The sequence below is a fragment of the Dietzia natronolimnaea genome (assembly GCF_002289575.1).
GTDB classification, from domain to species: Bacteria; Actinomycetota; Actinomycetes; order Mycobacteriales; family Mycobacteriaceae; genus Dietzia; species Dietzia natronolimnaea_A.
The window spans coordinates 97,130-121,812 of sequence record NZ_NTGA01000020.1 but is presented as its reverse complement, the minus strand read 5'-3'; the positions used below and the strand labels follow the sequence as shown (position 1 = coordinate 121,812).

Genomic DNA, 24,683 nt, shown 5'->3' with positions numbered 1-24,683 from the left:
AGCCGTCCTCGCACTCCATGAATCAGCGGGGCTAGGCCCTTCCCCCGCACACTTCTTCAGACCCGAACCCCACTACTGCGCTGGTGAGAATCACCCCTGGGAGGCGGACGGGTATCGGCAGCCGACCTCGTCGTCGTCACCAACAGGGCCGTCCACCGCGGACGCCCGCGGTTCGCTACTCAACTCCGTGCTGCGGCGCCGGTTGTCACGAGGCCAATCGCCCGACCTGACCCCCGAGAATCCGCCGGACCGACGGCGAAAACACCAGGATCAAATTCACTGTGCTCAGAAGGCCGAACACCCACCAGAACCCGTAGAAAAAGGCCTTCTGCTCGGCCGGCAGGGCGACGACGGGCGACCACATCAGCACGATCTCGCCCGCGATCCATCCGAGGTGCCCGAGCGCGACGACCACCGCGAAGTACCACTGCCACGCGGACGGCGCACCTCGCCGACCCCGCGCCCGCAGAGCGCGGACCAGGAGCCCGGTGAGGATGGCCCCGCCCACGCCCAGAAGGCCGAGGATCACACCGGGCAGGACGTAGTCGCTGAAGGGGGTGTTCCGCAGCCACGCGGTGTCGAAGCCCATGGCCGGACTCTCGGCCGCGAACATCAGGCCTGGGCTCCCGACGAACGCCCCGACGGACCAGAATCCCATCCCGGCCACCAGCGAATACGCCGCCCATGATCCCCTGGTCTTCATCGCGCCACCTCCCTCCCGGGCCCTCTCGAGTCCACCCCCGGCCCGCATTCCATTGTGCTTCGCACAGCCGAGGCGGATGATGAGGATCGAGTGATAAATCCAGGTGAGGGCACGTCACGAGTGGCGAACCCTCGCCGATGCTCGAGCAAGGAGGCACACGATCATGCGCACTTTGATCGTCTATGAATCGATGTACGGGTGCACCCACGACATCGCTGATGCGATCGCCCGGGGCGCCGGGCAGGTGGGAGACGTCACGACCGTCCCCGTCTCGCATGCCGGTGACGAGGACACCTCGGCCTATGACCTGGTGATCGTGGGCGGCCCCACCCACGTCCACGGGATGAGCCGCGAGGCGACCCGGCAGGGCGCGGTCGAGGCCGCCGCCCGACCGGACAGCACGCTGACGGTCGAGCCCGACGCGGCCGGCGCGGGAATCCGGGAGTGGCTCGGCGAGCTCTCCCCGCGCGAGGGGGCCGCGGCGGCGTTCGACACCCGCGTCGACAAGCCCGCGATCCTCACCGGTCGCGCGTCCAAGGGGATCGCGAAGAGGCTGGCGGGCCTGGGGTTCCGCCTCGCAGCGGAGCCTGAGAGCTTCCTGGTCAACTCCGAGACCGAGCTGATCCAAGGCGAGGCGGCCCGCGCCGAGGAGTGGGGGCAGAGGGTGGCCGCGCGGATCTAGGGTCCCGGCGCCGGGCGCCGACGACGACACGCTGCCGCCGGGGGCCGACGACGACGGGACGCTCCGCTCACTGACCCCCGAACCAGGCCCGGCTGAGCTCGGCGTACCGCCCGTCCGTCCGCAGCAGCTCCTCGTGGGTCCCGGATTCGACGATCCGGCCGTGCTCCATCACCAGGATTCGGTCGGCGGCCGCCGCCTGACTCAACCGGTGCGCCACCACCAGCGCGGAGCGGCCACGCAGCACGGCGGCGGCCGCGGAGTCGAGCCTGCGGGCCCCGGCGGATCCCGCCTCGGCGGTGGCCTCGTCGAGGATCACCACCTGCGGGTCGGCCAACGCCACGCGTGCCAGGGCGATCATCTGCGACTGCATGGGGTCGAGCGGGTGCCCGCCCTCGCCGATCACGGTGTCGATGCCGCTAGGGAGGTCGTCCACCCAGTCCGCCCCCACGGTCTGCAGGGCCGCGCGCACCTCGGCCAGACCGGCCTCGGGGCGGGGCGCCCGGACGTTCTCGGCCACGGTGGTCGCGAAGGAGTGCACCTCCTGGGAGACCATGGCGATGTGCTGGCGCAGGACGAGCGGGTCCACGTCGGACAGCGTCACCCCGCCCATCCGCGCGGTCCCGGCGGTGGGCACCACGGACCCGGCGGCCACCAACGCCAGGGTGCTCTTGCCCGCTCCGGTGGAGCCGACCACGGCCACCACCTCGCCGGGCGCGATCTGAAGGTCGATGCCCGTGAGCGCTGGGGCACCCTCGCCGTACGAATGGCTGACCCCGGCCAGCTCGAGCGAGGCGGGCTCGAGCGAGGCGGTCTCGAGCGTGGCGGGTTCGAGCGAGGCGGTCTCGAGCGTCGCGGTGCGGTCGGGCACCGGCATGGTGATCACCCCGACCATCCGGACCAGCGAGGCCCCGGCGGACTGGACCTGGTCGACCATGCCCACCAACGCGCCGATCGGGTTGAACAGCCGGTGGAACAGCAGGGCCGCGGTGGTCACGGCGCCGGCGGTGAGCGTGCCTGCCTCCACCAGGACGAACCCGACGACGAGCAGCAGCCCGAGGACCGTGACCTCGGCGCGGTTGTTGCGACTGAAGGCGCGGGTGACGAAGTAGAACACACGGATCGACAGGTCCCGCGCGTGCGCGGATGCATCGGTGATCCGGTTCAGCTCGGAGTCCTGGGCATCGTAGGCGTGCAGGGTCCGGGATCCGGCGATGCCGCCGAGGAGCCGGCTGGCGCGGGTCCCGAACGCGGCCCGCTCCGCCGCGTAGATGGGTCCGGACCGAGGCAGGTACCAGCGCAGCGTGGTCCAGTACATGGGCAGCGCGACCAGACCCACCAGCCCGAGCCGCCAGTCGACTGCGGCCAAGCCGATCCCCGAGACGATCACTGTGAACAGCGACTGCACCACCAGCGGGACCACGGTGGTGGCGGCCTGGCTGATCTCGCGCGCATCCTCGGCCACGCGGGAGACCAGGTCACCGGTCTCGGTGGTCTCCATCTGCGCTGCCCCGAGATGCAGGGAGCGGTCCATCACCATCTCGCGCAACCGGGCCACCGTGGGCTCGGTCAACCGCGCGAGCCACGCCTGTCCGGCCCACGCGCAGCCAGCGCCCACGATCCCGGCGACCGCGATCGCCCCCGCGCCCACCCAGACCGCGGTGTAGTCCTGACTCCCGGGCAGCACGTCGACCAGCCAGCCGATCACCCACGGCGCCACCAATCCCGCGACCGACGCGACCAAACCGGTCAGGCCCACCAGGATCAGGTATCCGCGGCGTTCCTTGAGAAGCGGCCACAGCACCGAGAGGGACTGGCGGCCACTGGCCAGCGGCAGCGTGCCGGTAGTGATCAGGGGGATGCTCATCGGTCGACCGCCGCCCGGTAGGACGCGGACTTTTCGCGCAGTTCGAGATGGGTGCCCGAAACCGCCTCGCCACTCCGCGGGAGGTGCACCACCCGGTCGGCGGTCGCGAGGAACGGCGGCGAGGAGGTGACGATCAGCGTCGCCTGCCCCGGCCGACTCGAGCGCAGCCGGCACACCGCCTGGGCGATCTCCCATTCGGTCACCGCGTCCACGGCGCTGGTCGGGTCGTGCAGCACCAGGATGTCCGGGTCGGCGTGCAGGGCGCGCGCGAGCGCGATCCGCTGACGCTGACCGCCGGAGAGGTTGCGTCCCCCCTCCTGGACCACGTGGTCCAGCCCGTCGGGGAAGAACTCGACGATCTCCGCCACGGCCGACGCGGCGAGGACCTCATCGGAAATCAGGTTGTCGTCGTCGTCCAGGGTCGTCTCACCCGGGGCGCCCTCCCCCGGATCGTGGTGGTCGGGGGCGTCGTGGCGCATCGCGATGTTGGATCGGATGGTGCCGACGAACAGGTCCACGCGGTGGGGGGCGACGACGACGTGCTCGGCGATCGCCGGGACCAGGCGGCTGCGTCGATGCCCGCCCACCTCCACGGCGTCGGCACCGTCGCTGTGGCCGGCGATCGCGGCCGTCACCGCCTCGGCGGCGGCGGGCTGCTCGGCCACCAGCGCGACCAGCTCCCCTGCCGTCACCTCGAGGTCCAGCTCCCGGCCGTCGGGCAGCTCCAGTCCGGTGATCTGCAGGTGCGACCCGGCGGGGACCTCCGAGCCGGACTCGTCGACCGGAGCCGAGGCCTGCAGGTCGACCAGGCGCTGCGCGGCACCGTGGGACCGGGCGTAGACGCCCACCATGGCGGTGATGAGTCGCACCGGTTCCTCGAAGAACACGGCCACGCCGACCACCGAGACCAGCGTGCCGATCGCCATCTCCCCCGACAGCACGCGGTACCCGGCGGCCAGCAGCACCAGCGCCAGGACCGCGGCCATGCCGAGCGAGCCGATGCCCTGGACCCGGCCCGTGCGCTCTGCGGTGACGATGCCCGCGTCGGCGGCGGCGCGCGAGGCATCGCGGTACTGCTCTGCCGCCCAGCGCTCCCCGCCGCCGGCCTTGAGCACGCGCAATCCGGTCATGATGTCGGTCGCGCGGTTGCTCGCCAGGCCGATGGCGGTCTGCTGCGCGGTGCTGTGCCGGGAGATGACCCGGCTGGGCAGCGCCACCAGTACCAGGCTCAGCGGGACGCCGATCAGGACGATCAGCCCCACCAGCAGGTCGGTCCACAGCAGGTAGACCGAGATCCCCACGATGCCGATGAGCGCGGACCCGCCCAGGGCGATCTGCCGGAAGATCTGGGCCGCCACGTCGGCATCGGCCGAACACACCGACAGCACGTCGCCCGAGCTCGCGTCGTCCATGGCGCGGCGCCGGGTGAGCGGGACCCGGGTGGCCTCCACCCGCAGGTCGTGGGCCTCGTCCTGCACGGCGCGGTTGGCCATCCGCGCGCCGAAACGGTAGCTCAGGCTGAGCACGGTGAACAGCGCGATCAGCCCGAGGACCGACCACAGCATCGCCCAGCGGTCCAGCGGGATGATCGCCCGGTCGACGATCACGCCGATCGCGATGGGGACCAACGCCTCCGAGACCTGCCACATCGTCATGAGCACCAGACCGGGCACCACGAGGCGCTTGCGCCGTCCGATCGCCCGCAGCAGGAGCCCGTTCGCGGTCGACGGGATGCCGGTGTCCTGCCGGTGCGTCGCTGCTGGTGCTGACATGCGTGTGGGGCTCCCGCCGGTAGTGATTGGGCGTCTGGGGGTCTCGCCGACTCACGACACTAGTTCCACCGGGACCGCGGCGGTCCACACCTCCCCTACGGCCGCGACTTGCGCGTCCTCTACGGCTTGCGCGTCCTCTATGCCCGGGCCACCGCGGCTTGTGCGGCGTGTCCGGACCGATCCGGGCGCGCAAGCCGGGGTGGGGACGCAGGCCCGGCCGAGCCACGCAGCCTCTACGGCGCGGTGGTCCCCACCGAGTACGCGGCCGCCGCGTCGCGGACGTCCATGACGTACTCCCGCGAGGCGTTGTAGGCCAGCACGGCCCGCTGCCAGTTCTCGGCCACCGAGAGGTCTCCCCCGTTCTCGCACAGCAGCCGGGCGGCGGACACGGCGGCGTCGTCGATCTGGTTGGGGTCGGCCCGCCCGTCGCCGTTGGCGTCGACTCCGTACCTGCGCCACGACTCGGGGATGAACTGCATGGGTCCGACTGCCCGGTCGAACTCCGGGTCCCCGTCCAACTCGCCGCCGTCGGTGTCCGGGATGCGGGCGAAGCCGGGCGAGCCGTCGAGTTGGATGCCGATGATCGGTGGCAGCGCGTAGCCGTCGTCGTTCAGGCTGGACCTCCGGTACCGGCCATGCCGGGTCTCCACGTGCCCGATCCCGGCCAGCGTGGTCCACGCCAGGTTGCACTCGGGTCGGGTCTGCCGCATGGTCTCGGCGGCGTTGCCGTAGGCGGCCAGGGCAGCGGCGGGGATGTTCATCTGCTCGTTGATCCCCTCCGCCCACGGCCGCAGCTGATCGGAGGTCCGGCCGGGGGCGTTGATGTCCACCTCGGGAACGGGAGCGCCGGCGGCGGGCGGGATGCCGGGCGGGATCGGGGGCGGCGCCTCGCGGGTCGGCCCGTAGGCACACCCCGATGCCACCACGGCCGCGACGAGGGACAGGGCCACAGCATGGCCGCGGCGGGGGCGAATAGTCATCGTGACCCATTCTGCCGAAACCCGGCCACACCCCGCCTCGGGGGATTCCCTGATCTCAGCCGTGCTGGCCTCAGCTCACCCGCGTTGCCCGTACCCCCCGGCCAGGGCGGTGAACTCGTCCAGCAGCGCCTCCCGGCTGATCCGGGGCCGATCCAAGACCCAGCGCACGGCCACGTTCTCCACGGCCATCACGATCACCCACGCGCGCACGGCGGGGTCGCCGACCGGGACCCCCGCCGCGGAGAGGTAGACGGACAACAGTTCGCGGACCCGGAGCTCGAGCGCGTGCTGCGCGGCCCGGTGGCGCACGGCGGGCAGCTCCTCCCACACGATCCGCAGCAGCCCGGCGTCCGCCTCGAGGGCGGTCAGCAGGGCGTCGGCGATCGAGCGCACCGAGCCGGGGTCCCGCACGTCGACGGGGCCGGCGCCGGGGAGGGAGGCGGCCACGCGGTCGGAGATCTCGGCCGACCACCGGTTCATGACCTCGGTGACCAGTGCCGACTTGTCCGGGAAGTACTGGTACAGCGAGCCCGGGCTGACGTGCGCCTGGTCGGCGACGCGGTTGGTGGTGAACGACTCGTAGCCGTCACGCACGAGCACGATGCGAGCGGCGTCCACGATCCGCTCGACCATGGCCCGGGACCGTGCCTGCTGGGGGACCTTTCTCATGAACGCGAATTGTATGCGAGTAAAAACTCGCGTCATAGTTGCCCCATGACCACAGCGCCCGAGCGTGACGCCGTCACCACCCCGTACCCGACCCGACACCGCGAGGCCGAGGGCCGCTCCCGCCGCATCGGCCGCGCCCTCAAGCACATCGCCCGCGTGGATCAGATCGACGAGCAGCTCATGGACCGCCTCGGCCGTGGGTACCTGGAGAAGGACGAGCCCGGCGCCCGCCTGGCCCGCGCGATGCGGCTGCGGTCCGGCGAGGCCGGGGCCGTGACCCGGCGGCAGCTGGACCAGGCCCTGACGAGTGGGTCCGCCGGTCTGCCGGACGACGCCCCCGACGCGCTACGCGAGTACCTCGCACTCCTCGAGGACACCCCGGACTGGGTCGACTGGGAGCAGATCGCCCGCGGGCAGCAGGTGTACCTTCGCCTGGGGCAGAACGCCGCGGACATCCTGCTGCAGCTCTCCCTGATCGGCGGCTACCGCTTCGGTGGCCCCACCGATCTCCTCGTGGCCACCGGCGGCCTGACCGGGGGCACCACGCTGCGCCGCCTGGCCGAGACCAGCCACTGGACCATGTCCCTGTCGATCCCCGACGGGCTGCGGCCGGGCGGAGAGTCGTGGCGCCTGACCGGGCACGTGCGGGCCATGCACGCCGTGGTCAACGAGGCCATGGAGCCGCGCTGGGACACCGGACGGTGGGGCCTGCCCATCAGCCAGAGCGATCTGGCCGCCACCCTGGGCCTCTTCGACGCCGTGGTCCTGCTGGGAGTGCGCACCCTGGGCGTGCCGGTCTCCCGCGAGGACTCCGACGCCGTGATGCACGTGTGGCGCTACGTGGGGTGGTTGCTAGGGGTCGACGACGACTTCCTGGTCGACCACGAACGCGAGCGGCACCGGATCAACTACCACATCCTGCTGGCGCAGGCCGGGTTGAGCGAGGCCGGTCCGCAGTTGACCCAGGCCCTGGTCGCGGCCCAGCGCGAGCGCTCCCGCAGCGGGCCACTGCCCGGCGTGCAGGCGTGGATCGCCCACGAGCGGCTGCTGAGCATGCTCACGGTGCTGCTCGGTCGTGAGTCCATGCGCGAGTTCGGGCTGCCGGTCCGCCCGCCGTGGGCGCACGCCTACCTGGTGGCATTGAACGGGCTGCGGTACCGAACCCCGTGGGGCCGCGCCCGGCTCAACTCGTGGGGCGAGAAGGTCCGGGACCGCGAGCGCAAGCAGACCTTCGGGGACGCCGCCGCCGACATCGGCCGCCCGCTCGCCTCATGAGGCCGGCTCGCCTCGTGAGACCGGTTCGCCTGATCACGGCCAGTTAGGCCCTTTCGACTAATTGTTGGTAATTAGGCTTTTTCGCCTCATGTCGGCTGAATGTGGCAGGATCGCCTCATGTACGTGGTGACGATCGACCAGCGCGGTAGCCGCGACGCCGACGACCTCGTGCCTGGACTGCTCGAGGCACTGGCGGAGATCCCCTGCGCGGCCGCCTTCGAGCGCACCGCCGGCGACGAGGTCCAGGGCCTACTCACGGAGCCCGCCGCGGTGCGCCGCGCCCTACTCGTGGCGCTGCGCGGAGGCCAGTGGCACTGCGGAGTAGGAGCCGGAGAGGTCGACGACGACTCCTACGCCTCCGGCACGAGGGCCGGCCGGGGCCCGGCCTACCTGGCAGCGCGCGACGCTGTCGAGGCGGCCAAAGGACTGAGCAGCTCGGTCGCGGTGCGCGTCCCGGCAGCAGCGACGTCCGAGGCAGCCGCCTGGGCCGCCGACTGCGAGGCCGTCTGGGGACTCACCGCCCCCCTCGTGCTCGACCGCACCGAGGCGCAGTGGCGGGTCGTGGACGCCGTCGACCGTTCCCCCACCCAGGCCGCGGCCGCACACGAGCTGGACATCACCCCGGCCTCGGTCACCGGCGCGCTGCGACTCTCCCGCATCCGCGAGGAGCGGGCCGCGTACCCCGCGCTCGACCGACTCCTCGCCGGCGCGCACACTGCCTCCACAGGGGCCACAGGAGCAACGCGATGAGCACCTGGCCCGACTGGATCCCCGTGCTCATCGTCGTCGTCAGCCTGCTCGCCTCGGCCGGGCTGGGATCGCCGATCGCCTCACTGGTCCTGCGCTCCGCGCACGTGCCCGACCCGCCGACGGTCGAGGTCAGCGGGGATTCCCGCAGCCCGGTGGTGCAGCGGCGCGAGACCTCCGAACCGCAGGTCCGGGAGGTGCTGCGGGGCGGGATGTGGATCGGGATCCTCGAGAGAGTGGGACTCACCGCCGCGATCCTGGCCGGCCGGTTCGAGCTGGCCGCCGTGGTGGTGGCCATCAAGGCCCTGGGCCGCTATCCGGAGATCCGCGAGAACCCGGCCGTGAGCGAGCGGTTCATCATCGGCACCCTCGCCTCCCTGCTCGTGGCGGCCGCGTGCGGGGCGGCCGGCCTCGCGGTGCTGGGCCTCGTGGGCTGACCTCGCGGTGCTGGGCCTCGTGGGCTGACCACGTCCCACGACCCGCGGCCGGATCGACCCCTCAGTAGGCTCGACCGCATGACCTCTGACTCCCTGACCGAGCCCGAGAACATCGCCCCCGGCCGCGCTCGCCAGAACACCATCTACCGAGCGGGTGTCTCGGGCATCACCCCCTCGGTGCCCACCAGCGCGGACAAGCTCGAGGCCGCCGCACGCCGCGCCCTGCGCCGCCGGCCCGGCGGCCGCAAAGCCTGGGCCTACGTCTACGGCGGCGCGGGCTCCGGGGAGACGATGAACGCCAACCGCGAGGCACTCGACCGGCGTCGGCTGGTCCCCCGCGTCCTGCGCAGCACCGAGCAGCGCGACCTGTCGACGAAGGTGCTCGGGCAGACGCTCCCCGCGCCCGTCCTCGTCGCCCCCATCGGCGCCGCGGGACTGGTGCGCCGCGACGCCGACGTCCACATCGGCCGCGCCGCGGCCGAGCGTGGGTTGCCGTACATCCTGTCCTCGCAGGGCTCGTCGCCGATGGAAGCCACCGCCGCGGCCATGAAGGATGCACCGCGCTGGTTCCAGCTGTACTGGAGCAAAGATGAGCAGCTCGTGGACAGCTTCATCTCCCGGGCGGAGGCCGCGGGCGCCGGCGCGCTGGTCGTCACCCTCGACACCACGACGCTGGGGTGGCGCCCCTGGGATCTGGACCTGGGCTCGCTGCCGTTCACACGCGGTGTCGGGATCGCCCAGTACACCTCGGATCCGCGCTTCATCGAGATGGTGGCCGAGCGGGTCGCGCAGGAGGCCGATCCAGGATCCGGTCCTGAGCCGGACGCGGTCAAGGTCACGCCGAAGGCCGTCCTGACGCTGCTCGAGATGGCCAGGAACCACCCGGGCGGCTTCCGCAGGAACCTCGGCGCCCCGGAGACCCGCGCCGCCGTCCAGACCTTCCTCGACACGTTTTCCAACCCGGCGCTCAACTGGGACCACATCGCCACCCTGCGGGACCGGACCCGCCTGCCGGTCGTGCTCAAGGGCGTCCTGCACCCGGACGACGCGCGGCGAGCCCTGGACATGGGCGTCGACGCCGTCATGGTCTCCAACCACGGAGGCCGACAGGTGGACGGGTCCATCGGCACCCTGGACGCCCTCGTGCGCATCCGCGAGGCTGTCGGCGCCGAGCCGACCCTTCTGCTGGACTCCGGCATCCGCAACGGCTCCGACGTGGTCAAGGCGATGGCGTGCGGCGCGGACGCCGTGACCATCGGACGGCCCCACATCTACGGGTTGGCCATCGCCGGGCAGAAGGGGGTCGGCGAGGTGCTCGACAACCTTCTCGCCGAGATCGACCTCACGCTGTCGTTGTGCGGGGCGAGTTCGTGGCAGGACGTGGACAGCTCGTTGCTGGCCTGAGTGTGCCGGGTCGGCTGGGTCGGCTGGGCTGGCTGAGCCGGACACCGTGCACAACGCATCCGCAGGCAGGACCCCGATGCGTGACCCCGAGCTGACCGTCCTGCTCACCGTCTACCACGCGATCGAGCCCGCGCACCTCGGGGCCGCGCTGGACAGCGTGCGCGCCCAGACCGTCCAGCCGGCCGAGGTGATCGTGGTGGAGGACGGCCCCCTGTCGCCGGAACTCACGCAGGTCCTGGACTCCACCACCGGCCTGCGCAGGTTCGCCCTGCCCGAGAACTCCGGCGCCGCGGCGGCCTCGCAACGCGGGCTCGACGAGGTCCGCACCAGCTGGGTCGCCCGCCAGGACGCCGACGACATCTCCCTGCCCGACCGGTTCGAGCGCCAACTCGACGCCGCCCGGGCACTCGGGGTGGATGTCCTGGGGTCGGCGATGCTCGAGTTCGACGACGACCCGGAGCATCCGACAGCTCTGCGTGCCCTACCGACCGAGCACGAGGACATCGCCCGCTACGCGCGCATCAACAACCCGGTCAACAACCCGTCCCTGCTCGCCCGGACCGAGGCCATCCGTGCCGTCGGCGGGTACCGCACCGTCCCGTACCAGGAAGATTACGACCTGATGATCCGGCTGATCGGCGCCGGGTATCGCCTCCACAACCTGCCCGAGCCGCTCGTGAGGTTCCGGGTCACGCCCGCCCAGTTCGGCCGTCGGAGGAGCCGCCAACTCACCGCCTCCGAGTGGACCATCCAGCGCACCCTCCTCGACGCGGGCATGATCTCCCGACCCCGCGCGGTGGCCAATTACCTCGCGCGCAACGCCTACCGACGGCTGCCCGCACCCGCCATGAACGCGGCCTACCGACGACTCTTCCACCGCTGAGTCGCGAGTTGTGGGCCGGGCCGGCTCAGGCGTGCTGTTCCGGGCGGGTTGGGTCAGGCGTGCTGTTCCGGGCGGGTTGGGTCAGGCCGGCTCAGGCGGGCCGAGCAGGCCAGGCGGCGCGCCAGTCTTCCGCGGAGGCGTCGGCGGACGGTACTCCGAGCCGCGCCTCGGCCTCGCGGAGGTCGTGCGCGAAGCTCCTGACCACCTGCCGGTACGCGAGCTCGGCGGAGCCGAAGTCGGAGTCGGATTCGGCAGCGTTCTCGTGGAACAGGCCCGCCGCGTCCACATGCACCACCCTCATCCGCGAGGGCACCAGGTCGTCGGGCACCCCCGCCGCGCGGGCGCGGGCCAGCACCTTCTGCCCCAGGGCGAGGGCCGGCATGTCCCAGGGGATCCCGTCGACAACTCCCCGCGGCGGGCGGTCAGCGCGTTCGGCGGCCTTAGCCTCCTGCCACAGGCGGTCCTGCTCAGCGGCGTCGAGGCCGGCCGCGCCGTCAGTGGTGAACCAGTAGGGCGCGCGCCGACGCAGCTTGTCCAGCAGGGCCCCGGCGACGTCGTGGATGTCGAACGGCCCCTCGTCCCGCTCCTCGCCGATCGCGGCGTGGAACAGCACCTGCAGGAGCAGGTCGCCCAGCTCGGAGACCAGCTCGTCACGGTCGCCGTCGGCCACGGCGTCGACCAGTTCCCAGGACTCCTCGAGCAGGTACGGCAGCAGCGAGGCGTGGGTCTGGGCGGCCTCCCACTCCCCGTCGCGGCGGATCCGGCCCATCACCTCGACCGCCTCGGCGAGTCGATCCCCTGCGACCGGCCCATCACCCGGCCCCGCGCCCGCGCCCGCGCCCGTCGAGAAGAGCGTTCCGCACGCATCGGCCGAGTGGATCTGTGCGGAACGCTCTTTTCGATGAGGGCCGGGGCTGGACTCGCGGCCGGGCTCGGGGCCGGGCTCGCGACCGGGCTCGGGACTCACACCGACACCGGCTCCGCCTGGATCACCGGGTGCGAGCCCTCCGGATCCCCGGCCATGGCGGTGAGGAAGTCGGCCGCGTACTGCAGCATCTCGTCGTCGCGCGCCTTCTCCGCGCCGGCACCCGCGCGCGCGCCTGCCGCTTTGGGCAACGGCAGCAACACGGTCTTCTGCGTGGCCCGGTACTGGGCGGCCGGGTACATGCGCTTGAGCCGGATCTGCTGGGAGTCGAGCAGGTCGAGCGGTCCCACGCGCAGGCGGGAGCCGGCCAGCACGATCTCCCGCACCTTGTACTTCTGGCACACGAGCCGCAGCCGCGACACCGACACCACGCGTCGGGCCTCGGCGGGCATGGGCCCGTAGCGGTCCACCAGCTCCTCGACCACGGCGTCGATGTCCTCGGGAGCCCGCGCCTGGGACAGTTTGCGGTACGCCTCGAGCCGCAGCCGGTCGCCGTCGACGTACTCGACCGGGATGTAGGCGTCGACGGGCAGCTCGATGCGGATCTCGCCCACCTCCTCCTCGACCTCCACGGATTCGCCGTCGGCGATCGCGCGGTACGCCTCCACCGCCTCGCCCACCAGACGGATGTAGAGGTCGAAGCCGACGCCGGCGATGTGCCCGGACTGCTCGGCGCCCAGCACGTTGCCGGCGCCGCGCAGCTCGAGGTCCTTCATTGCCACGGCCATGCCGGCACCCAGGTCGTTGTTCTGCGCGATGGTCGCCAACCGGTCATACGCCGTCTCGGTCAGCGGCTTCTCGGGGTCGTAGAGGAAGTAGGCGTACCCGCGCTCACGCGAGCGGCCCACGCGCCCGCGCAGCTGGTGCATCTGCGACAGGCCCAGCTGGTCGGAGCGGTCCACGATCAGGGTGTTGGCGTTGGAGATGTCCAGGCCGGTCTCGACGATGGTCGTGCACACCAGCACGTCGTACTCGCGGTTCCAGAACCCGCCGACGGTCTGCTCGAGCTGTTCCTCCCCCATCTGCCCGTGGGCCACCACCACACGCGCCTCGGGCACCAGGTCGCGGATCTTCGCGGCGGTGGCATCGATGGTCCGCACCCGGTTGTGCACGTAGAACACCTGCCCCTCGCGCAGCAGCTCGCGGCGGATGGCGGCGGCGACATGCTTGTCCGAGTGCGCGCCCACGTAGGTGAGCACGGGCAGGCGCTCCTCGGGCGGGGTGAGGATCTGGCTCATCTCCCGGATCCCCGCCAGCGACATCTCCAAGGTCCGCGGGATGGGCGTGGCGGACATGGTCAGCACGTCCACGTGGGTCCGCAGCGAGGTGATGTGTTCCTTGTGCTCCACACCGAAGCGCTGCTCCTCGTCCACCACCACCAGGCCGAGGTTCTTCCAGCGCACGCCCGTCGCGAGCAGGCGGTGGGTGCCGATCACCACGTCCACCGTGCCGTCGGCCAGGCCCTTGAGGATCTCCTTGGCCTCCGCGTCGGAGGTGAACCGGCTCAGGCCCTTGACGGTCACCGGGAACCCGGTCATGCGCTCGACGAAGGTCGCCTGGTGTTGCTGGGCCAGCAGCGTGGTGGGCACGAGCACGGCCACCTGGGTGCCGTCCTGTACGGCCTTGAACGCCGCCCGCACGGCCACCTCGGTCTTGCCGTAGCCCACGTCGCCCACCACCACGCGGTCCATGGGGGCGGTCTTCTCCATGTCCCCCTTGACCTCTTCGATCGCCGTGAGTTGGTCGACGGTCTCGGTGAACGGGAACGCGTCCTCCATCTCCCGCTGCCACGGGGTGTCGGGGCCGAAGGCACGGCCGGGTGCGGACTGCCGCTTGGCGTAGAGCTGCACCAGCTCGGTGGCGATCTCGCGGACCGCCTTGCGGGCCTTGCGCTTGGTGTTCTGCCAGTCGGCGCCGCCCATCTTGCTCAGCGTCGGCGCCTCCCCGCCCACGTAGCGGCTCAGCTGGCCGAGGGACTCCATGGGGACGAACAGGCGGTCGCCCGCGCCGCCGCGCTTGCCGGGCGCGTACTCGATCACCACGTATTCGCGCCGACTCGAGCCGTCCCCGCCGCGCACCTGCCGCTCGACCATTTCGACGAACCGGCCGATGCCGTGCTGGTCGTGCACCACCCAGTCGCCGGCCTTGAGGGCCAGCGGATCCACCTGGTTGCGGCGCTTGGCGTGGCGTGCCTTGGGGCGCGCGGTGGCGCCGAGTCGGTTGCCGGTGAGATCGGTCTCGGAGACGACGACGAGGTGGTCCCCCTGCTCCCCGGAGTCGGCCGCCAGCGCGAACCCCCCGTGCAGGATCGCCTCGTACACCGACACCACGCCGGGGGCGGGCTCGGATCCCGCCGACGCGGCGGTGGCCGGGACCTCGGCCTCGGACAGGCGCTCCAGCACGCGGTCGACGGTGCCGTGGCCCGGAACCACCACGGCCGCCCGGCCACCGGAGGCCATGAGCGCCCGGAGCCGGACGAACATGGCCTGCATCTCAGAGTCCTTGCCGCGCGGCGCGGGCGGGTCGCCGGCGGGTGCGTCCACCACCAGGCCGTCGTCGGGGTCGGTGAGGAATCCCGGGGGGACCAGCTGCCACCAGGGCACGCCGGCGGCGCCGGCCTCCTCGCGAACGGCCGAGAAGGTGCGGTAGCCCGAGCCCGACAGGTCCAGGGTCTCGCTGTCCACGGGGGCGTCGCCCCCCATGGTCGCGGCGGTCCACGAGGCCTCGAGGAACTCCCGGCCCGCGGAGGCCAGGTCGGCGGCGCGGCGGCGGACCTTGTCCGGGTCGCACACCACCACGCGGGTGCCGGCGGGCATGAGCATGGGCAGCGTGGCCATCTCCTCCGGCACGAGCACCGAGGTCAGCGCCTCCATGCCGTCGCGGGGGATGCCCTCGGCCAGCGAGTCCAGCAGCTCGGCCAGGGTGGGGTTCTCGCGGTGCGCCTGGGCCAGCTGCTGTGCGCGCTCGCGGACGTCCTCGTCAAGGAGCAGCTCCCGGCAGGGGAACAACACGGCCGAGTCGACCTCTCCCTCGGGCAGGGAGCGCTGGTCGGCCACGGAGAACTCGCGGATCTCGGCGATCGTGTCGCCGTCGAACTCCACGCGCAGCGGGTGGTCGGCGGTGGTGGGGAACACGTCGACGATGCCGCCGCGCACTGCCACGTCACCGCGGCGGGCCACCATGTCCTCGCGGCTGTAGGCGAACTCGGTCAGGGTCGCCAGAAAATGCGCGGGGTCGAGCTCGGCGCCGCGGGCCAGTCGGATCGGCTCCCGGCGGGCCGCCCCCGGAGAGATGGGCTGCACCACCGACCGCGCCGCCGCCACGACGATCCTGGGAGCTCGCCCGGCCATCACCGAGTTCAGGACCTGCAGCCGGCGACCGATCGTGTCGGAGGCGGGCGACAGGCGCTCGTGCGGAAGCGTCTCCCAGCTGGGGAACTGCGCCACAGCCCCATGTGACTGGCTGGGGTCGTCGACAAGCCCCGCCAGCTCGTCGGTCAGTTCCTCGCACTCGCGCTCGGTGGCCGTCACCACCAACAACGGTGCGCGCTCGGCCAGGGTCGCCACAAGGAACGGCCGCAGCGACTCCGCGGACCGGACCACCGCGGCGTCCCGGTCCAGGCCCGCCCGCAGATCGGCCAGCGCCGGGTTCGCGGCGACCGCCCCGGCCAGGCCGGACAGAACTGCGGTCGTGGGGCTGCTGACAGTGGTCGTCACGCGTGTGAGTCCTCCAGGTGGGGTGGGCGCGGCGGACGGGGCCGCACGGAGAGCACCAGTGTAATCAGGCTCGACAGAGGCGAGCGCGGGCGTGACCCCGCTCACCGGACCCCGTCGTCGAGGGGCGCGGCCCCGCAGGTGTGTTACGTCGACGCCGGACGGGTTATTCCAATCGCAACCACCCGGTAACGGACCGACACGCAGCGGTAACGCCGCGGGCGTGTACTCGCTGCCATGTCACCGGAACCCCTCCGGTGACCCCGTCCCCGAGGAGCCCACAGTGCCCGAATTCGACGCCGCCATCACCGAGAACATCGCCACCTCCCTCAAGGAGATCCCGCATCCGTCGCTGCCCAAGGGCACGAGCATCTACGGCGGCACCAAGATCTTCCCGGACTACAAGGCCGAGGAGGGCGAGTCGTACTTCACCCTCGTGCACGGCATCGCCCACGAGTCGTCCGTCTCCTTCGTGGCCGTCCTCCAGGCCACCCGCGCCCTGCGCAAGGGGTTCGAGTCGGCCATCTACTTCTACGGCCCCGGCGCCATCAACTGCCTCGCCACCCGCGGATTCCCCACCACCGGGGACTCCGGCTTCCCCGGCGAGCAGAACATCAACGAGTCCCTCGAGGCGTTCATCTCCGAGGGCGGGACCGTGTTCTGCTGCCGCTTCGGGCTCGGCCTCCACGGCGGCCGCGAGGAGGACCTGATCGAGGGCGTCATCCCCGCACACCCGCTCGACGTGCAGGACGCCCTCATCCACTACGCCCGCAAGGGAGCCATCATCAACTCCACCTACATGGTCTGACGTCATGACCACCATCGGCTCGGTCGCGGCCAACTTCACCCGGGACCTCGAACAGAACTACCGGACCATCGCCCACTACGCGGAACTCGCCCGCGACCGCGGTGTCGACTTCCTGGTGTTCCCCGAGGCCGCCATCGGCGGCTATCTCTCCAGCCTCGGCAACCACGGGGACACCACCCGCACGGCCCGCTCGCTCCCGCCGGCGATCCGTCTCGACGGTCCGGAGATCGCGCGCGTCCAGGAGATCGTCGGAGACCTGGTGGTGGCCATCGGGTTCTGCGAGCTCGGCGCCGACGGGGTGAGCCGCTACAACGCCGCCGCCGTCCTCGACGGAACCTGCGTCTACGGCACCTACCGCAAGGTGCACCAGCCACTCGGGGAAAACATGTCCTACGCCTCCGGCGGCGACTACCAGGTGTTCGACACGCCGGTCGGGCGGGTGGGCCTGCAGATCTGCTACGACAAGGCGTTCCCCGAGGCCGCGCGCGTCATGGCCCTGCAGGGCGCGGAGATCATCGCCTCCCTGTCCGCATGGCCGGCGGCGCGCACGGCGACCGCGGCCAACCTGCAGGAGGACCGCTGGACCTACCGGTTCAACCTCTTCGACTCCGCCCGGGCGCTGGACAACCAGGTGTTCTGGGTGGCCTCCAACCAGGCGGGGACCTTCGGGTCGCTGCGGTACGTGGGCAACGCCAAGATCGTCGACCCCGGCGGGAACGTCCTGGCCACCACCACTCTCGACGAGGGTCTGGCGGTAGCCGAGGTCGACGTGGCGGGCACCTTCTCCGCGATGCGCGCCGGGATGTTCCACCTGCGCGATCGGCGACCGGACGTCTACGGGCCGCTGGTCGAGGTGAGCGACCCGGTCGAGGAGAGGAGGCTCGCCAGTGCCTGAGATGAACTTCGCCGTCCGGTGGCCCGACGGCACGGTCCGGGACTACTACTCCCCCAGTCTGGTGATCCACGACCACCTCACGGTCGGAGAGCGTCTCAGCGTCACCGAGTTCCGCGCCCGGGCCACCGACGCCCTCACCGAGGCGGGCGAGCGGGTCCGCGCCCGCTACGGGTTCCTCTGCACCTCCGCCGCCGAGACCGCCGCGCAGGTGACCTCAGCGAGCCTGGCCCACCCCGGGGACGCCCTCGTCGAGGTGGTCGCCATGCGCCTTCTCAAGGAGCACCCATGAGCCCCACACAGGTTTCCCCCGGCACCCACATCCCCGTGCTCGTCATCGGCGGCGGCCAGGCCGGTCTCTCGGTGAGCCACCACCTCGGCGCCGCGGGCGTCGACCACCTGGTGGTGGAGAAGCAGACCGCCGTCCACGCCTGGGCCGACACCCGCTGGGACTCCTTCACGCTCGTCACGCCCAACTGGCACTGCCGACTCCCGGGCTACCACTACGAGGGGCCCGACCCCGACGGGTTCATGACCCGCGACCAGGTGGTGGAGTGGCTGCACGGCTGGCTGGAGACCTTCGACCCGCCGCTCGTCGAGCACACGGCCGCCACGCGGCTGCGCCGGACCGGCACCGGCTTCGAGGTGACCCTCGCCGGCCCGGTCGGTGAGCGGACGGTCACCGCGGACGAGGTGGTGGTGGCCACCGGCGGCTATCCGATCCCGGTGATCCCGCCCTACGCCTCGTTCCTCGACCCCGCCGTCGTGCAGCTGCACTCCGAGCAGTACCGCAACCCGGACCAGCTGGCCGAGGGCGCGGTCCTGGTGGTGGGGTCAGGCCAGTCCGGCGCGCAGATCGCCGAGGACCTGCACCTCGCCGGCCGCCGCGTCCACCTGGCGGTCGGCAACGCCCCGCGCGTCGCCCGGTTCTACCGGGGCCGGGACTGCATGACCTGGCTCGCGGACATGGGGCTCTACGACACCCCCGCCCAGCAGTACCCCGGCGGCAAGGCCGCGCAGGAGAAGACCAACCACTACGTCACCGGCCGCGACGGAGGACGGGACGTGGACCTGCGGCGCTTCGCCGCCGAGGGGATGCGCCTCTACGGCACGCTCACCTCCGGACGGGACTCCGAACTGCGCTTCGCCCCGACACTGACCGACGCCCTGGACTCCGCGGACCGGGTGTACAACTCCATCTGCGCCGACATCGACCGGCACATCGACGCCCACGGGATCGACGCCCCGCCGCCGTCGAGGTACTCCCCGGTGTGGGCTCCCGAGACCGACCCGACGTCACTGGACCTGGCGGCCGAGGGGATCACCACCATCATCTGGGCCATCGGCTACCGGCCCGACTACCGGTGGATCGAGGCCAGCTCCTTCGACGGCGCGGGCCACCCCATGCAGACCCGCGGTGCGACGGAGGTGCCCGGCCTGTCGTTCGTGGGCCTGCCCTGGATGCACACCTGGGGTTCCGGCCGGTTCCTCGGGATCGACCGCGACGCGAAGTACCTCGCCGACGGCATCATCGCCCGACATCACGCCAGCCGAGAGGAACGGGCATCATGACCACCTCCACCACCGCCGCAGCCGCCACCACCGCGGGAGCCACCTCGACGCGCGTCGACCTGGCCCTGCTCGGCATCCGGGGCACCCCGCCCCTGCACCGCGACGGGGGCGCAGGCCCCAGCGACGACGGGCACCTGGTCGTCTCCGGGCGCGACGCCGCGCTGCCCCGCAATCCCGACAGCCCCTTCGTCTTCGACGGCGACCGGGTCCTGCGCGACGGGGAGGACACCGGGCTCGTGATCTCCGCGATCGGCCGCCCCCGCTTCTACGACCGCCGCACCGCGGACGGGGTGCCGTACGAGAAGATCGCGCGGCTCCACGGCCGGGACGTCCTGGCCACGACGGTGGTGCAGACCTGCATCCGCTACCGCCGCGACGAGCGCTGCCGGTTCTGCTCGATCGAGGAGTCACTGCGCGCGGGCACCACCGTGCCGGTCAAGCAGCCCGAGCAACTCGCCGAGGTCGCGCGCGCCGCCGTGGACCTCGACGGGGTGCGGCAGATGGTCATGACCACGGGAACCTCCGCCGGCCGCGACCGCGGGGCGGCACACCTGGCGCGCTGCGTCCGGGCCGTCAAGGCGGCGGTCCCGGAGCTGCCGATCCAGGTCCAGTGCGAACCGCCCGCCGACCTGGCGGTGCTGACCGAGCTCCGCGAGGCCGGTGCCGACGCGATCGGCATCCACGTCGAGTCGCTCGACGACGACGCCCGCCGGCGGTGGATGCCCGGCAAGTCGACGGTCCCCCTGACCGAGTACCGGGCCGCCTGGGACGAGGCGGTCCGGGTGTTCGGACGCAACCAGGTCTCCACCTACCTCCTCGTCGGACTCGGCGAGGACCCGGACGAGATGATCGCCGGCGCGCGGGAGCTCGCCGACTCGGGGGTCTATCCGTTCATCGTCCCGTATCGCCCCCAGGCAGGAACCCTCGCCGTCGACGTCGACGGGGCGCCCGCGCCCGATCACAGGCGGGTGGAGTACATCAGCCGCGAGGTGGGCGCGCACCTGCAGCGCCTGGGGATGGCCGGGTCGGACCAGCGTGCGGGTTGCGCGGCGTGCGGCGCGTGCAGCGTCCTGCAGTCGGTCGGCGGGTGAGTCGATGCTCGACCTCCGAGATCTCGCCGGCCCCGCAATCACAGGCCCCGCGCTGACGGGTCCCGCCTCCACCGGCCGGACCCGCGCCGCGGAGTCCGTCCTGGGATCGGCCGCCGCGTCGATCCTCGCGGGGGGACACCGCGCGGAACCGGGCCCGGTGGTCAGGATCGCCGAGGACCCCGGGGTGCTGGCCGCCTATCACCGGCTCCGCCACGAGGAGTTCGTTCTCCGCCAGGGACTGTTCCCCCGCACCGACCTCGACGACGTCGACGACGACCCCCGCACCGTGGTGCTCGTCTCGGTCGCGCCGGACGGCACCGTCCTCGGAGGGGTCCGGATCGCCCCCTGCGCCGAGCCGGACATCGGATGGTGGGCCGGGAGCCGGCTGGTGGTGGCCGACACGGCCCACTCCGGTGGCATCGGCCCCGCGCTGATCCGCTCCGCCTGCGCGCACGTGGAGGCCCGCGGGGTACTGCGCTTCGACGCGGACGTCCAGGACCGCTACTGCCCGCTGTTCACCTCCCTCGGCTGGGACGACACGGGGGCGGGACCGGTCATCTCCGGTCGCGCCCACCGCCGGATGCGATGGCCCGTCGACCGGATCCAGCGCCTCGCCGACACGACCAAGTCCCTGCTGTCCGGACTGCTGGCCCCGTTGGCCGATCAGCCCGGCGGACTCGGCGAGGCCGGCTTCCGCGGCGACGACGGCGCTCCGGTACCGGGTACCGATCTCGTGGCCGCGTGCGACGCGATCCTGCCCTCGATGGTCGAGCGCGACCCCGAGTGGGCCGGCTGGTGCTCGGTGCTGGTGAACCTCGGTGACCTCTCGGCCATGGGCGCCGACCCGGTGGGACTGCTCGACGCCGTCGCCGCCCCGACCCCCTCCCATCTCGAGCGGATCGTCAGGGGCGTGGCCGCCGCGGCGGCCGCCTGGCGGGTCCCCGTGCTCGGTGGCCACACGCAGGTCGGTGTCCCCTCGGCGCTGTCGGTGACCGCGCTGGGGCGCACCTCGCGGCCGGTGCCCGCCGGTGGGGGCCGCCCGGGCCACATCGTGTCCCTCACCGCGGACCTCGGTGGCTCGTGGCGGCCGGGATACCACGAGCGGCAGTGGGACTCCTCCAGCAGCCGGACCTCCGACGAGCTGCGCCTGCTCGCCGGGCACGTGGCACGGATCGCCCCCGCCGCCGCCAAGGACGTGAGCATGGCGGGGATCGTCGGCACGGCGGGGATGCTCGCGGAGGCCTCCGGGACGGGCGCCGAGTTCGACGTCGCGGCGATCCCCCGTCCTGCGGGCGCGAGCGTGGGCGCCTGGCTCACGTGTTTCCCCGGTTACGCCATGCTCACCGCCGACCGGGACCCGGCTCCCGCCCCCGCGGGCCCGGCGGTCACCGCGACCTGCGGGCACCTCACCGACGAGCCCGGGGTGCGACTGCGCTGGCCCGACGGAGAGTTCACCGTCGCCGTCGTCGGCACCGTGACGGGACTCGGTCCCGCCTGATGCGCGCGGTGACCCTGGGAGCGCTGGCGGGGAACTTCGGCCGGGACCTCCCGCGCTGCGTCGCCAAGGCCGTCGGCATCATCGACGCCGCGGCCCGCGACGGCGTGGAACTGCTCGTCTTTCCGCACGCGACCCTCGGCGGCTACCTCGGCGACCTTCGCGACCCCTCCCCCGCGACCCTACCCCCGGCGCTCGACCCCGACGGTCCGGAACTCGCTGCCATCGCCGCCGCCGCGGGAGACATGACCGTGTGCATCGGCTACACCGAGGCCGGGGACGGCACGCGCTACAACACCGCCGTCTGCCTCACCGGCGACGGAGTCCTCGGCGTCCACCGCAAGGTGCATCAACCGGTCGACGAGGGCACCCGCTACGGCGCGGGTGACACGTTCCGTGCGTTCGACACCCCGGTCGGGCGCGTGGGGATGCTCATCGACTACGACAAGACGTTCCCCGAGTCGGCGCGGTCGCTCGCCCTCGACGGCGCGCAGGTGGTGGCCACCCTGTCGGCCTGGCCCGCCAGCGTGACCGACCGCGCCGCCCGACTGCCCGCGGACCGTCAGTCCCGGTTGTTCGACCTCTACGACTGCGCGCGGGCCGCCGAGAACCAGGTGTTCGTGGTGGCCTCCAACCAGACCGGCGTCATGGGCTCCCTGCGCTTCCTCGGCCAGGCCAAGGTCGTGGGGCCAGGGGGCGAAGTCCTGGCCGCCACCCGCTCCAAGGGCGGGCTCGCCCGGGTCGAGGTCGACATCGACACCGAACTCGCTCGCTCGAAGAGGGTCCTCGACCACCTCGCGGAGCGACGGCCCGAGACCTACACGACCGAACCACGCCGCGCGCCCTCACCTGCGCGACCGGGAGGCGAACCGACGTGCGGATAGCCCTGCTCACCTACTCGACCCGCCCCCGCGGGGGCGTGGTGCACACCCTGCACCTGGCCGAGGCCCTCGCCCGCGCCGGGCACCGCGTGACGGTGTACTCCCTGGCCCGCGGCGCGGACGCCGGCTTCTTCCGCGAGGTCGACCCCGCCGTCACCGTCCGCCTCGCACCGTTCCCCGACCGTCCCGGCGAGTCCGTCACCGACCGGATCGTGCGCTCGATCGCCACCCTGCGCGAGTTCGTCGATGCGCACGGGTTCGACATCGTCCACGCCCAGGACTGCATCAGCGCCAACGCGGTCGGCCGGTGCATCCGCACCGTGCACCACCTCGACGACTTCACCACCCCCGTCCTGGTGGAGTGCCACGAGAAGGCCCTCACCACGCCCTATGCGCACGTGTGCGTGTCCGAGGCCGTCGCCGCCGAGGTCCGGTCGGGGTGGGGTCTGGCGCCCACGGTGATCCCCAACGGCGTGGACCACGCGCGCTTCGCCGAGGCCGCCGGCCCGGGGTCGGCCGCCGTCGCCGATCGCGAACGGTGGCGCCGTACGCTCGGCCCGTACGTCCTGGCGGTGGGAGGCATCGAGCCGCGCAAGGGCAGCATCGACCTCCTGGAGTCGTTCGCGCTGCTGCGACGGAGGCGTCCGGATCTCTCGCTCGTCTTTGCCGGCGGGGAGACCCTGTTCGACTACCGCGACTACCGCGCCCACTTCGACCAGCGGTGCGACGAGCTGGGGATACAGCCCGTGGTCCTGGGCACGGTGCCTGAGGGCGAGTTGCCGGGCCTCGTCGCGGCCTGCGACGTCTTCGCCTTCCCCTCCACCAAGGAGGGCTTCGGGTTGGCCGCGATGGAGGCGCTCGCCGCAGGGCGTCCGGTAGTCGCCCGCGACCTGCCGATCCTCCGGGAGGTCTTCGGCCCCTGCGTCGACTACGCCGGATCGGTCCCGGAACTCGCGGACCGGCTGGAGTCCGCGCTGTCCGCCGATCCCGCGCGGGCCGATGCCGGCAGCGCTCTGGCGGCCTCGCTCACCTGGGACGCGGCGGCCGCGGCGCACCTCGAGTTCTACGCCGACCACTCCGGCGGCCACCTCGGGCAGCCTCCACCGGCGCAGGTGAACGCCGACTGATCGGCCATCGGTACGCTGGCCGCATGCGCGAGACCCCAGACGCCCCGCACGACGACCCCGCGGGCGCCCCCGCCGAGCCGGTGACGATCGCCCCCTCGACGACCACCGACGCCGACGTCCAGCCCGGCCCCGTCTCGCGTGTGTTCACCGACCGGTGGATGGGCGTCCTGCTCACCGTGGGGTCGATCGTCGCCCTGGTGGCGTCGTTCCAGCTCAGCCTGGACAAGATCCGGCTCCTGGAGAACCCGGACTACATGCCGGCCTGCAACTTCTCGATCCTCATGAGCTGCAAGAGCGTCATCAACTCCGAGCAGGGCGCGGTCTTCGGCTTCCCCAACCCCTTCATCGGACTGGTGGGGTACGCGCTGCTCATCGCGATCGGCGTCGCCGCCGCGTCGGGCGTGCGCTTCCCGCGCTGGTACTGGGTGGGCGCGCTCCTCGGGCTGACGTTCGCCGCCGGGATGGTGCACTGGCTGGCGTACCAGTCCATCTTCTCCATCCAGGTGCTGTGCCCCTGGTGCATGGTCGTGTGGGCCATGACCATCCCGATGTTCTGGTACACCCTGCTCCACGTGCTGGCCAAGCTCACCGGTGCCGGCTGGGTCCGGGCGCTCCAGCGGTGGCACCTCGTCCCCGTGGTCGTATGGTTCCTGGCAGTGGCCGCGATCATCCTCTGGGCGTTCTGGGACTTCTACTGGGCGGATTTCTTCGCCAACCTCTGACCGGGGCGCCACGTGGAGTTCTGAACCCGTCGGCCGGACCG

Annotated in this window: 22 protein-coding genes; 15 read left to right on the top strand and 7 right to left on the bottom strand. The window is 72.2% G+C overall.

The features are described from left to right. Positions 1 to 205: 205 nt before the first annotated feature. On the bottom strand, positions 206 to 703 hold the full coding sequence (locus CEY15_RS12115) for a hypothetical protein (RefSeq protein ID WP_095718654.1): 498 nt from the start codon (positions 701 to 703) through the stop codon (positions 206 to 208). A gap of 163 nt (positions 704 to 866) precedes the next feature. Between CEY15_RS12115 and CEY15_RS12110 the strand changes: the two genes are divergently transcribed. Further along, complete coding sequence (locus CEY15_RS12110; protein ID WP_095718653.1) at positions 867 to 1,385, top strand: flavodoxin domain-containing protein; 519 nt, start codon at positions 867 to 869, stop codon at positions 1,383 to 1,385. A 67-nt stretch (positions 1,386 to 1,452) separates the two neighbouring features. On the opposite strand, the gene CEY15_RS12105 is transcribed toward CEY15_RS12110, so the two are convergent. The 4 genes from CEY15_RS12105 to CEY15_RS12090 form a co-directional block, all read right to left on the bottom strand. Beyond that, positions 1,453 to 3,249 (bottom strand): ABC transporter ATP-binding protein, encoded by a 1,797-nt coding sequence (locus tag CEY15_RS12105; protein ID WP_095718652.1) that lies wholly within the window; start codon positions 3,247 to 3,249, stop codon positions 1,453 to 1,455. After that, positions 3,246 to 5,021: an ABC transporter transmembrane domain-containing protein gene (locus CEY15_RS12100; protein WP_245847596.1), complete on the bottom strand. Its 1,776-nt coding sequence runs from the start codon at positions 5,019 to 5,021 to the stop codon at positions 3,246 to 3,248. The genes CEY15_RS12105 and CEY15_RS12100 overlap by 4 nt, the downstream gene beginning before the upstream one ends. Before the next feature lie 233 nt (positions 5,022 to 5,254). Beyond that, entirely contained in the window at positions 5,255 to 6,001 is a 747-nt protein-coding gene (locus CEY15_RS12095; RefSeq protein WP_095718651.1) for a lytic transglycosylase domain-containing protein, read from the bottom strand. Between the two features lie 75 nt (positions 6,002 to 6,076). Continuing rightward, a complete protein-coding gene (locus CEY15_RS12090; RefSeq protein WP_245847595.1) occupies positions 6,077 to 6,670 on the bottom strand; it encodes a TetR/AcrR family transcriptional regulator in 594 nt (197 codons plus the stop codon). 45 nt (positions 6,671 to 6,715) lie between these two features. On the opposite strand from CEY15_RS12090, the gene CEY15_RS12085 reads away from it, so the two are divergent. The 5 genes from CEY15_RS12085 (at position 6,716) to CEY15_RS12065 (ending at position 11,416) form a co-directional block, all read left to right on the top strand. Next, the gene (locus CEY15_RS12085; protein WP_095718649.1) at positions 6,716 to 7,945 is read left to right on the top strand and encodes an oxygenase MpaB family protein; all 1,230 of its coding nucleotides are present in this window, start codon (positions 6,716 to 6,718) and stop codon (positions 7,943 to 7,945) included. A 99-nt stretch (positions 7,946 to 8,044) separates the two neighbouring features. Then, entirely contained in the window at positions 8,045 to 8,695 is a 651-nt protein-coding gene (locus CEY15_RS12080; protein ID WP_245847593.1) for a hypothetical protein, read from the top strand. Further along, positions 8,692 to 9,129 carry a hypothetical protein gene (locus CEY15_RS12075; protein WP_095718648.1) on the top strand — a complete coding sequence of 146 codons (438 nt, stop codon included), beginning with the start codon at positions 8,692 to 8,694 and terminating at the stop codon, positions 9,127 to 9,129. Before CEY15_RS12080 ends, CEY15_RS12075 begins: the two co-directional genes overlap by 4 nt. A 78-nt stretch (positions 9,130 to 9,207) precedes the next feature. Next, entirely contained in the window at positions 9,208 to 10,533 is a 1,326-nt protein-coding gene (locus tag CEY15_RS12070) for an alpha-hydroxy-acid oxidizing protein (RefSeq protein ID WP_095718647.1), read from the top strand. A gap of 76 nt (positions 10,534 to 10,609) precedes the next feature. After that, the gene (locus tag CEY15_RS12065; protein WP_095718646.1) at positions 10,610 to 11,416 is read left to right on the top strand and encodes a glycosyltransferase; all 807 of its coding nucleotides are present in this window, start codon (positions 10,610 to 10,612) and stop codon (positions 11,414 to 11,416) included. Between the two features lie 91 nt (positions 11,417 to 11,507). Here the strand turns inward: CEY15_RS12065 and CEY15_RS12060 are convergent, their stop codons facing one another. Together CEY15_RS12060 and mfd are read right to left on the bottom strand one after the other, a co-directional pair. Then, entirely contained in the window at positions 11,508 to 12,383 is an 876-nt protein-coding gene (locus CEY15_RS12060) for a MazG family protein (protein ID WP_245847591.1), read from the bottom strand. After that, entirely contained in the window at positions 12,380 to 16,057 is a 3,678-nt protein-coding gene (gene mfd / locus CEY15_RS12055; RefSeq protein WP_095718645.1) for a transcription-repair coupling factor, read from the bottom strand. The genes CEY15_RS12060 and mfd overlap by 4 nt, the downstream gene beginning before the upstream one ends. Before the next feature lie 280 nt (positions 16,058 to 16,337). On the opposite strand from mfd, the gene CEY15_RS12050 reads away from it, so the two are divergent. Genes CEY15_RS12050 through CEY15_RS12010 form a run of 9 tightly spaced genes read left to right on the top strand, consistent with a single transcriptional unit; the run spans position 16,338 to position 24,642 of the window. Further along, on the top strand, positions 16,338 to 16,862 hold the full coding sequence (locus CEY15_RS12050) for an MSMEG_0572/Sll0783 family nitrogen starvation response protein (protein ID WP_095718644.1): 525 nt from the start codon (positions 16,338 to 16,340) through the stop codon (positions 16,860 to 16,862). A 4-nt stretch (positions 16,863 to 16,866) separates the two neighbouring features. Beyond that, positions 16,867 to 17,757 carry a carbon-nitrogen hydrolase family protein gene (locus tag CEY15_RS12045; protein ID WP_017838533.1) on the top strand — a complete coding sequence of 297 codons (891 nt, stop codon included), beginning with the start codon at positions 16,867 to 16,869 and terminating at the stop codon, positions 17,755 to 17,757. Further along, positions 17,750 to 18,046 (top strand): MSMEG_0570 family nitrogen starvation response protein, encoded by a 297-nt coding sequence (locus tag CEY15_RS12040; RefSeq protein ID WP_095718643.1) that lies wholly within the window; start codon positions 17,750 to 17,752, stop codon positions 18,044 to 18,046. Before CEY15_RS12045 ends, CEY15_RS12040 begins: the two co-directional genes overlap by 8 nt. Continuing rightward, complete coding sequence (locus tag CEY15_RS12035; RefSeq protein ID WP_095718642.1) at positions 18,043 to 19,326, top strand: MSMEG_0569 family flavin-dependent oxidoreductase; 1,284 nt, start codon at positions 18,043 to 18,045, stop codon at positions 19,324 to 19,326. Before CEY15_RS12040 ends, CEY15_RS12035 begins: the two co-directional genes overlap by 4 nt. After that, on the top strand, positions 19,323 to 20,417 hold the full coding sequence (locus tag CEY15_RS12030) for an MSMEG_0568 family radical SAM protein (protein WP_095718641.1): 1,095 nt from the start codon (positions 19,323 to 19,325) through the stop codon (positions 20,415 to 20,417). Before CEY15_RS12035 ends, CEY15_RS12030 begins: the two co-directional genes overlap by 4 nt. 4 nt (positions 20,418 to 20,421) lie before the next feature. After that, positions 20,422 to 21,915: an MSMEG_0567/sll0787 family protein gene (locus CEY15_RS12025; protein ID WP_095718640.1), complete on the top strand. Its 1,494-nt coding sequence runs from the start codon at positions 20,422 to 20,424 to the stop codon at positions 21,913 to 21,915. After that, a complete protein-coding gene (locus CEY15_RS12020) occupies positions 21,915 to 22,796 on the top strand; it encodes a carbon-nitrogen hydrolase family protein (protein ID WP_017838528.1) in 882 nt (293 codons plus the stop codon). Before CEY15_RS12025 ends, CEY15_RS12020 begins: the two co-directional genes overlap by 1 nt. Further along, positions 22,787 to 23,920 carry an MSMEG_0565 family glycosyltransferase gene (locus CEY15_RS12015; protein WP_095718639.1) on the top strand — a complete coding sequence of 378 codons (1,134 nt, stop codon included), beginning with the start codon at positions 22,787 to 22,789 and terminating at the stop codon, positions 23,918 to 23,920. The genes CEY15_RS12020 and CEY15_RS12015 overlap by 10 nt, the downstream gene beginning before the upstream one ends. A gap of 23 nt (positions 23,921 to 23,943) precedes the next feature. Continuing rightward, positions 23,944 to 24,642, top strand: coding sequence for a vitamin K epoxide reductase family protein (locus CEY15_RS12010; protein ID WP_095718638.1), 699 nt, complete (start codon positions 23,944 to 23,946; stop codon positions 24,640 to 24,642). The last annotated feature ends 41 nt before the right edge of the window (positions 24,643 to 24,683 follow it).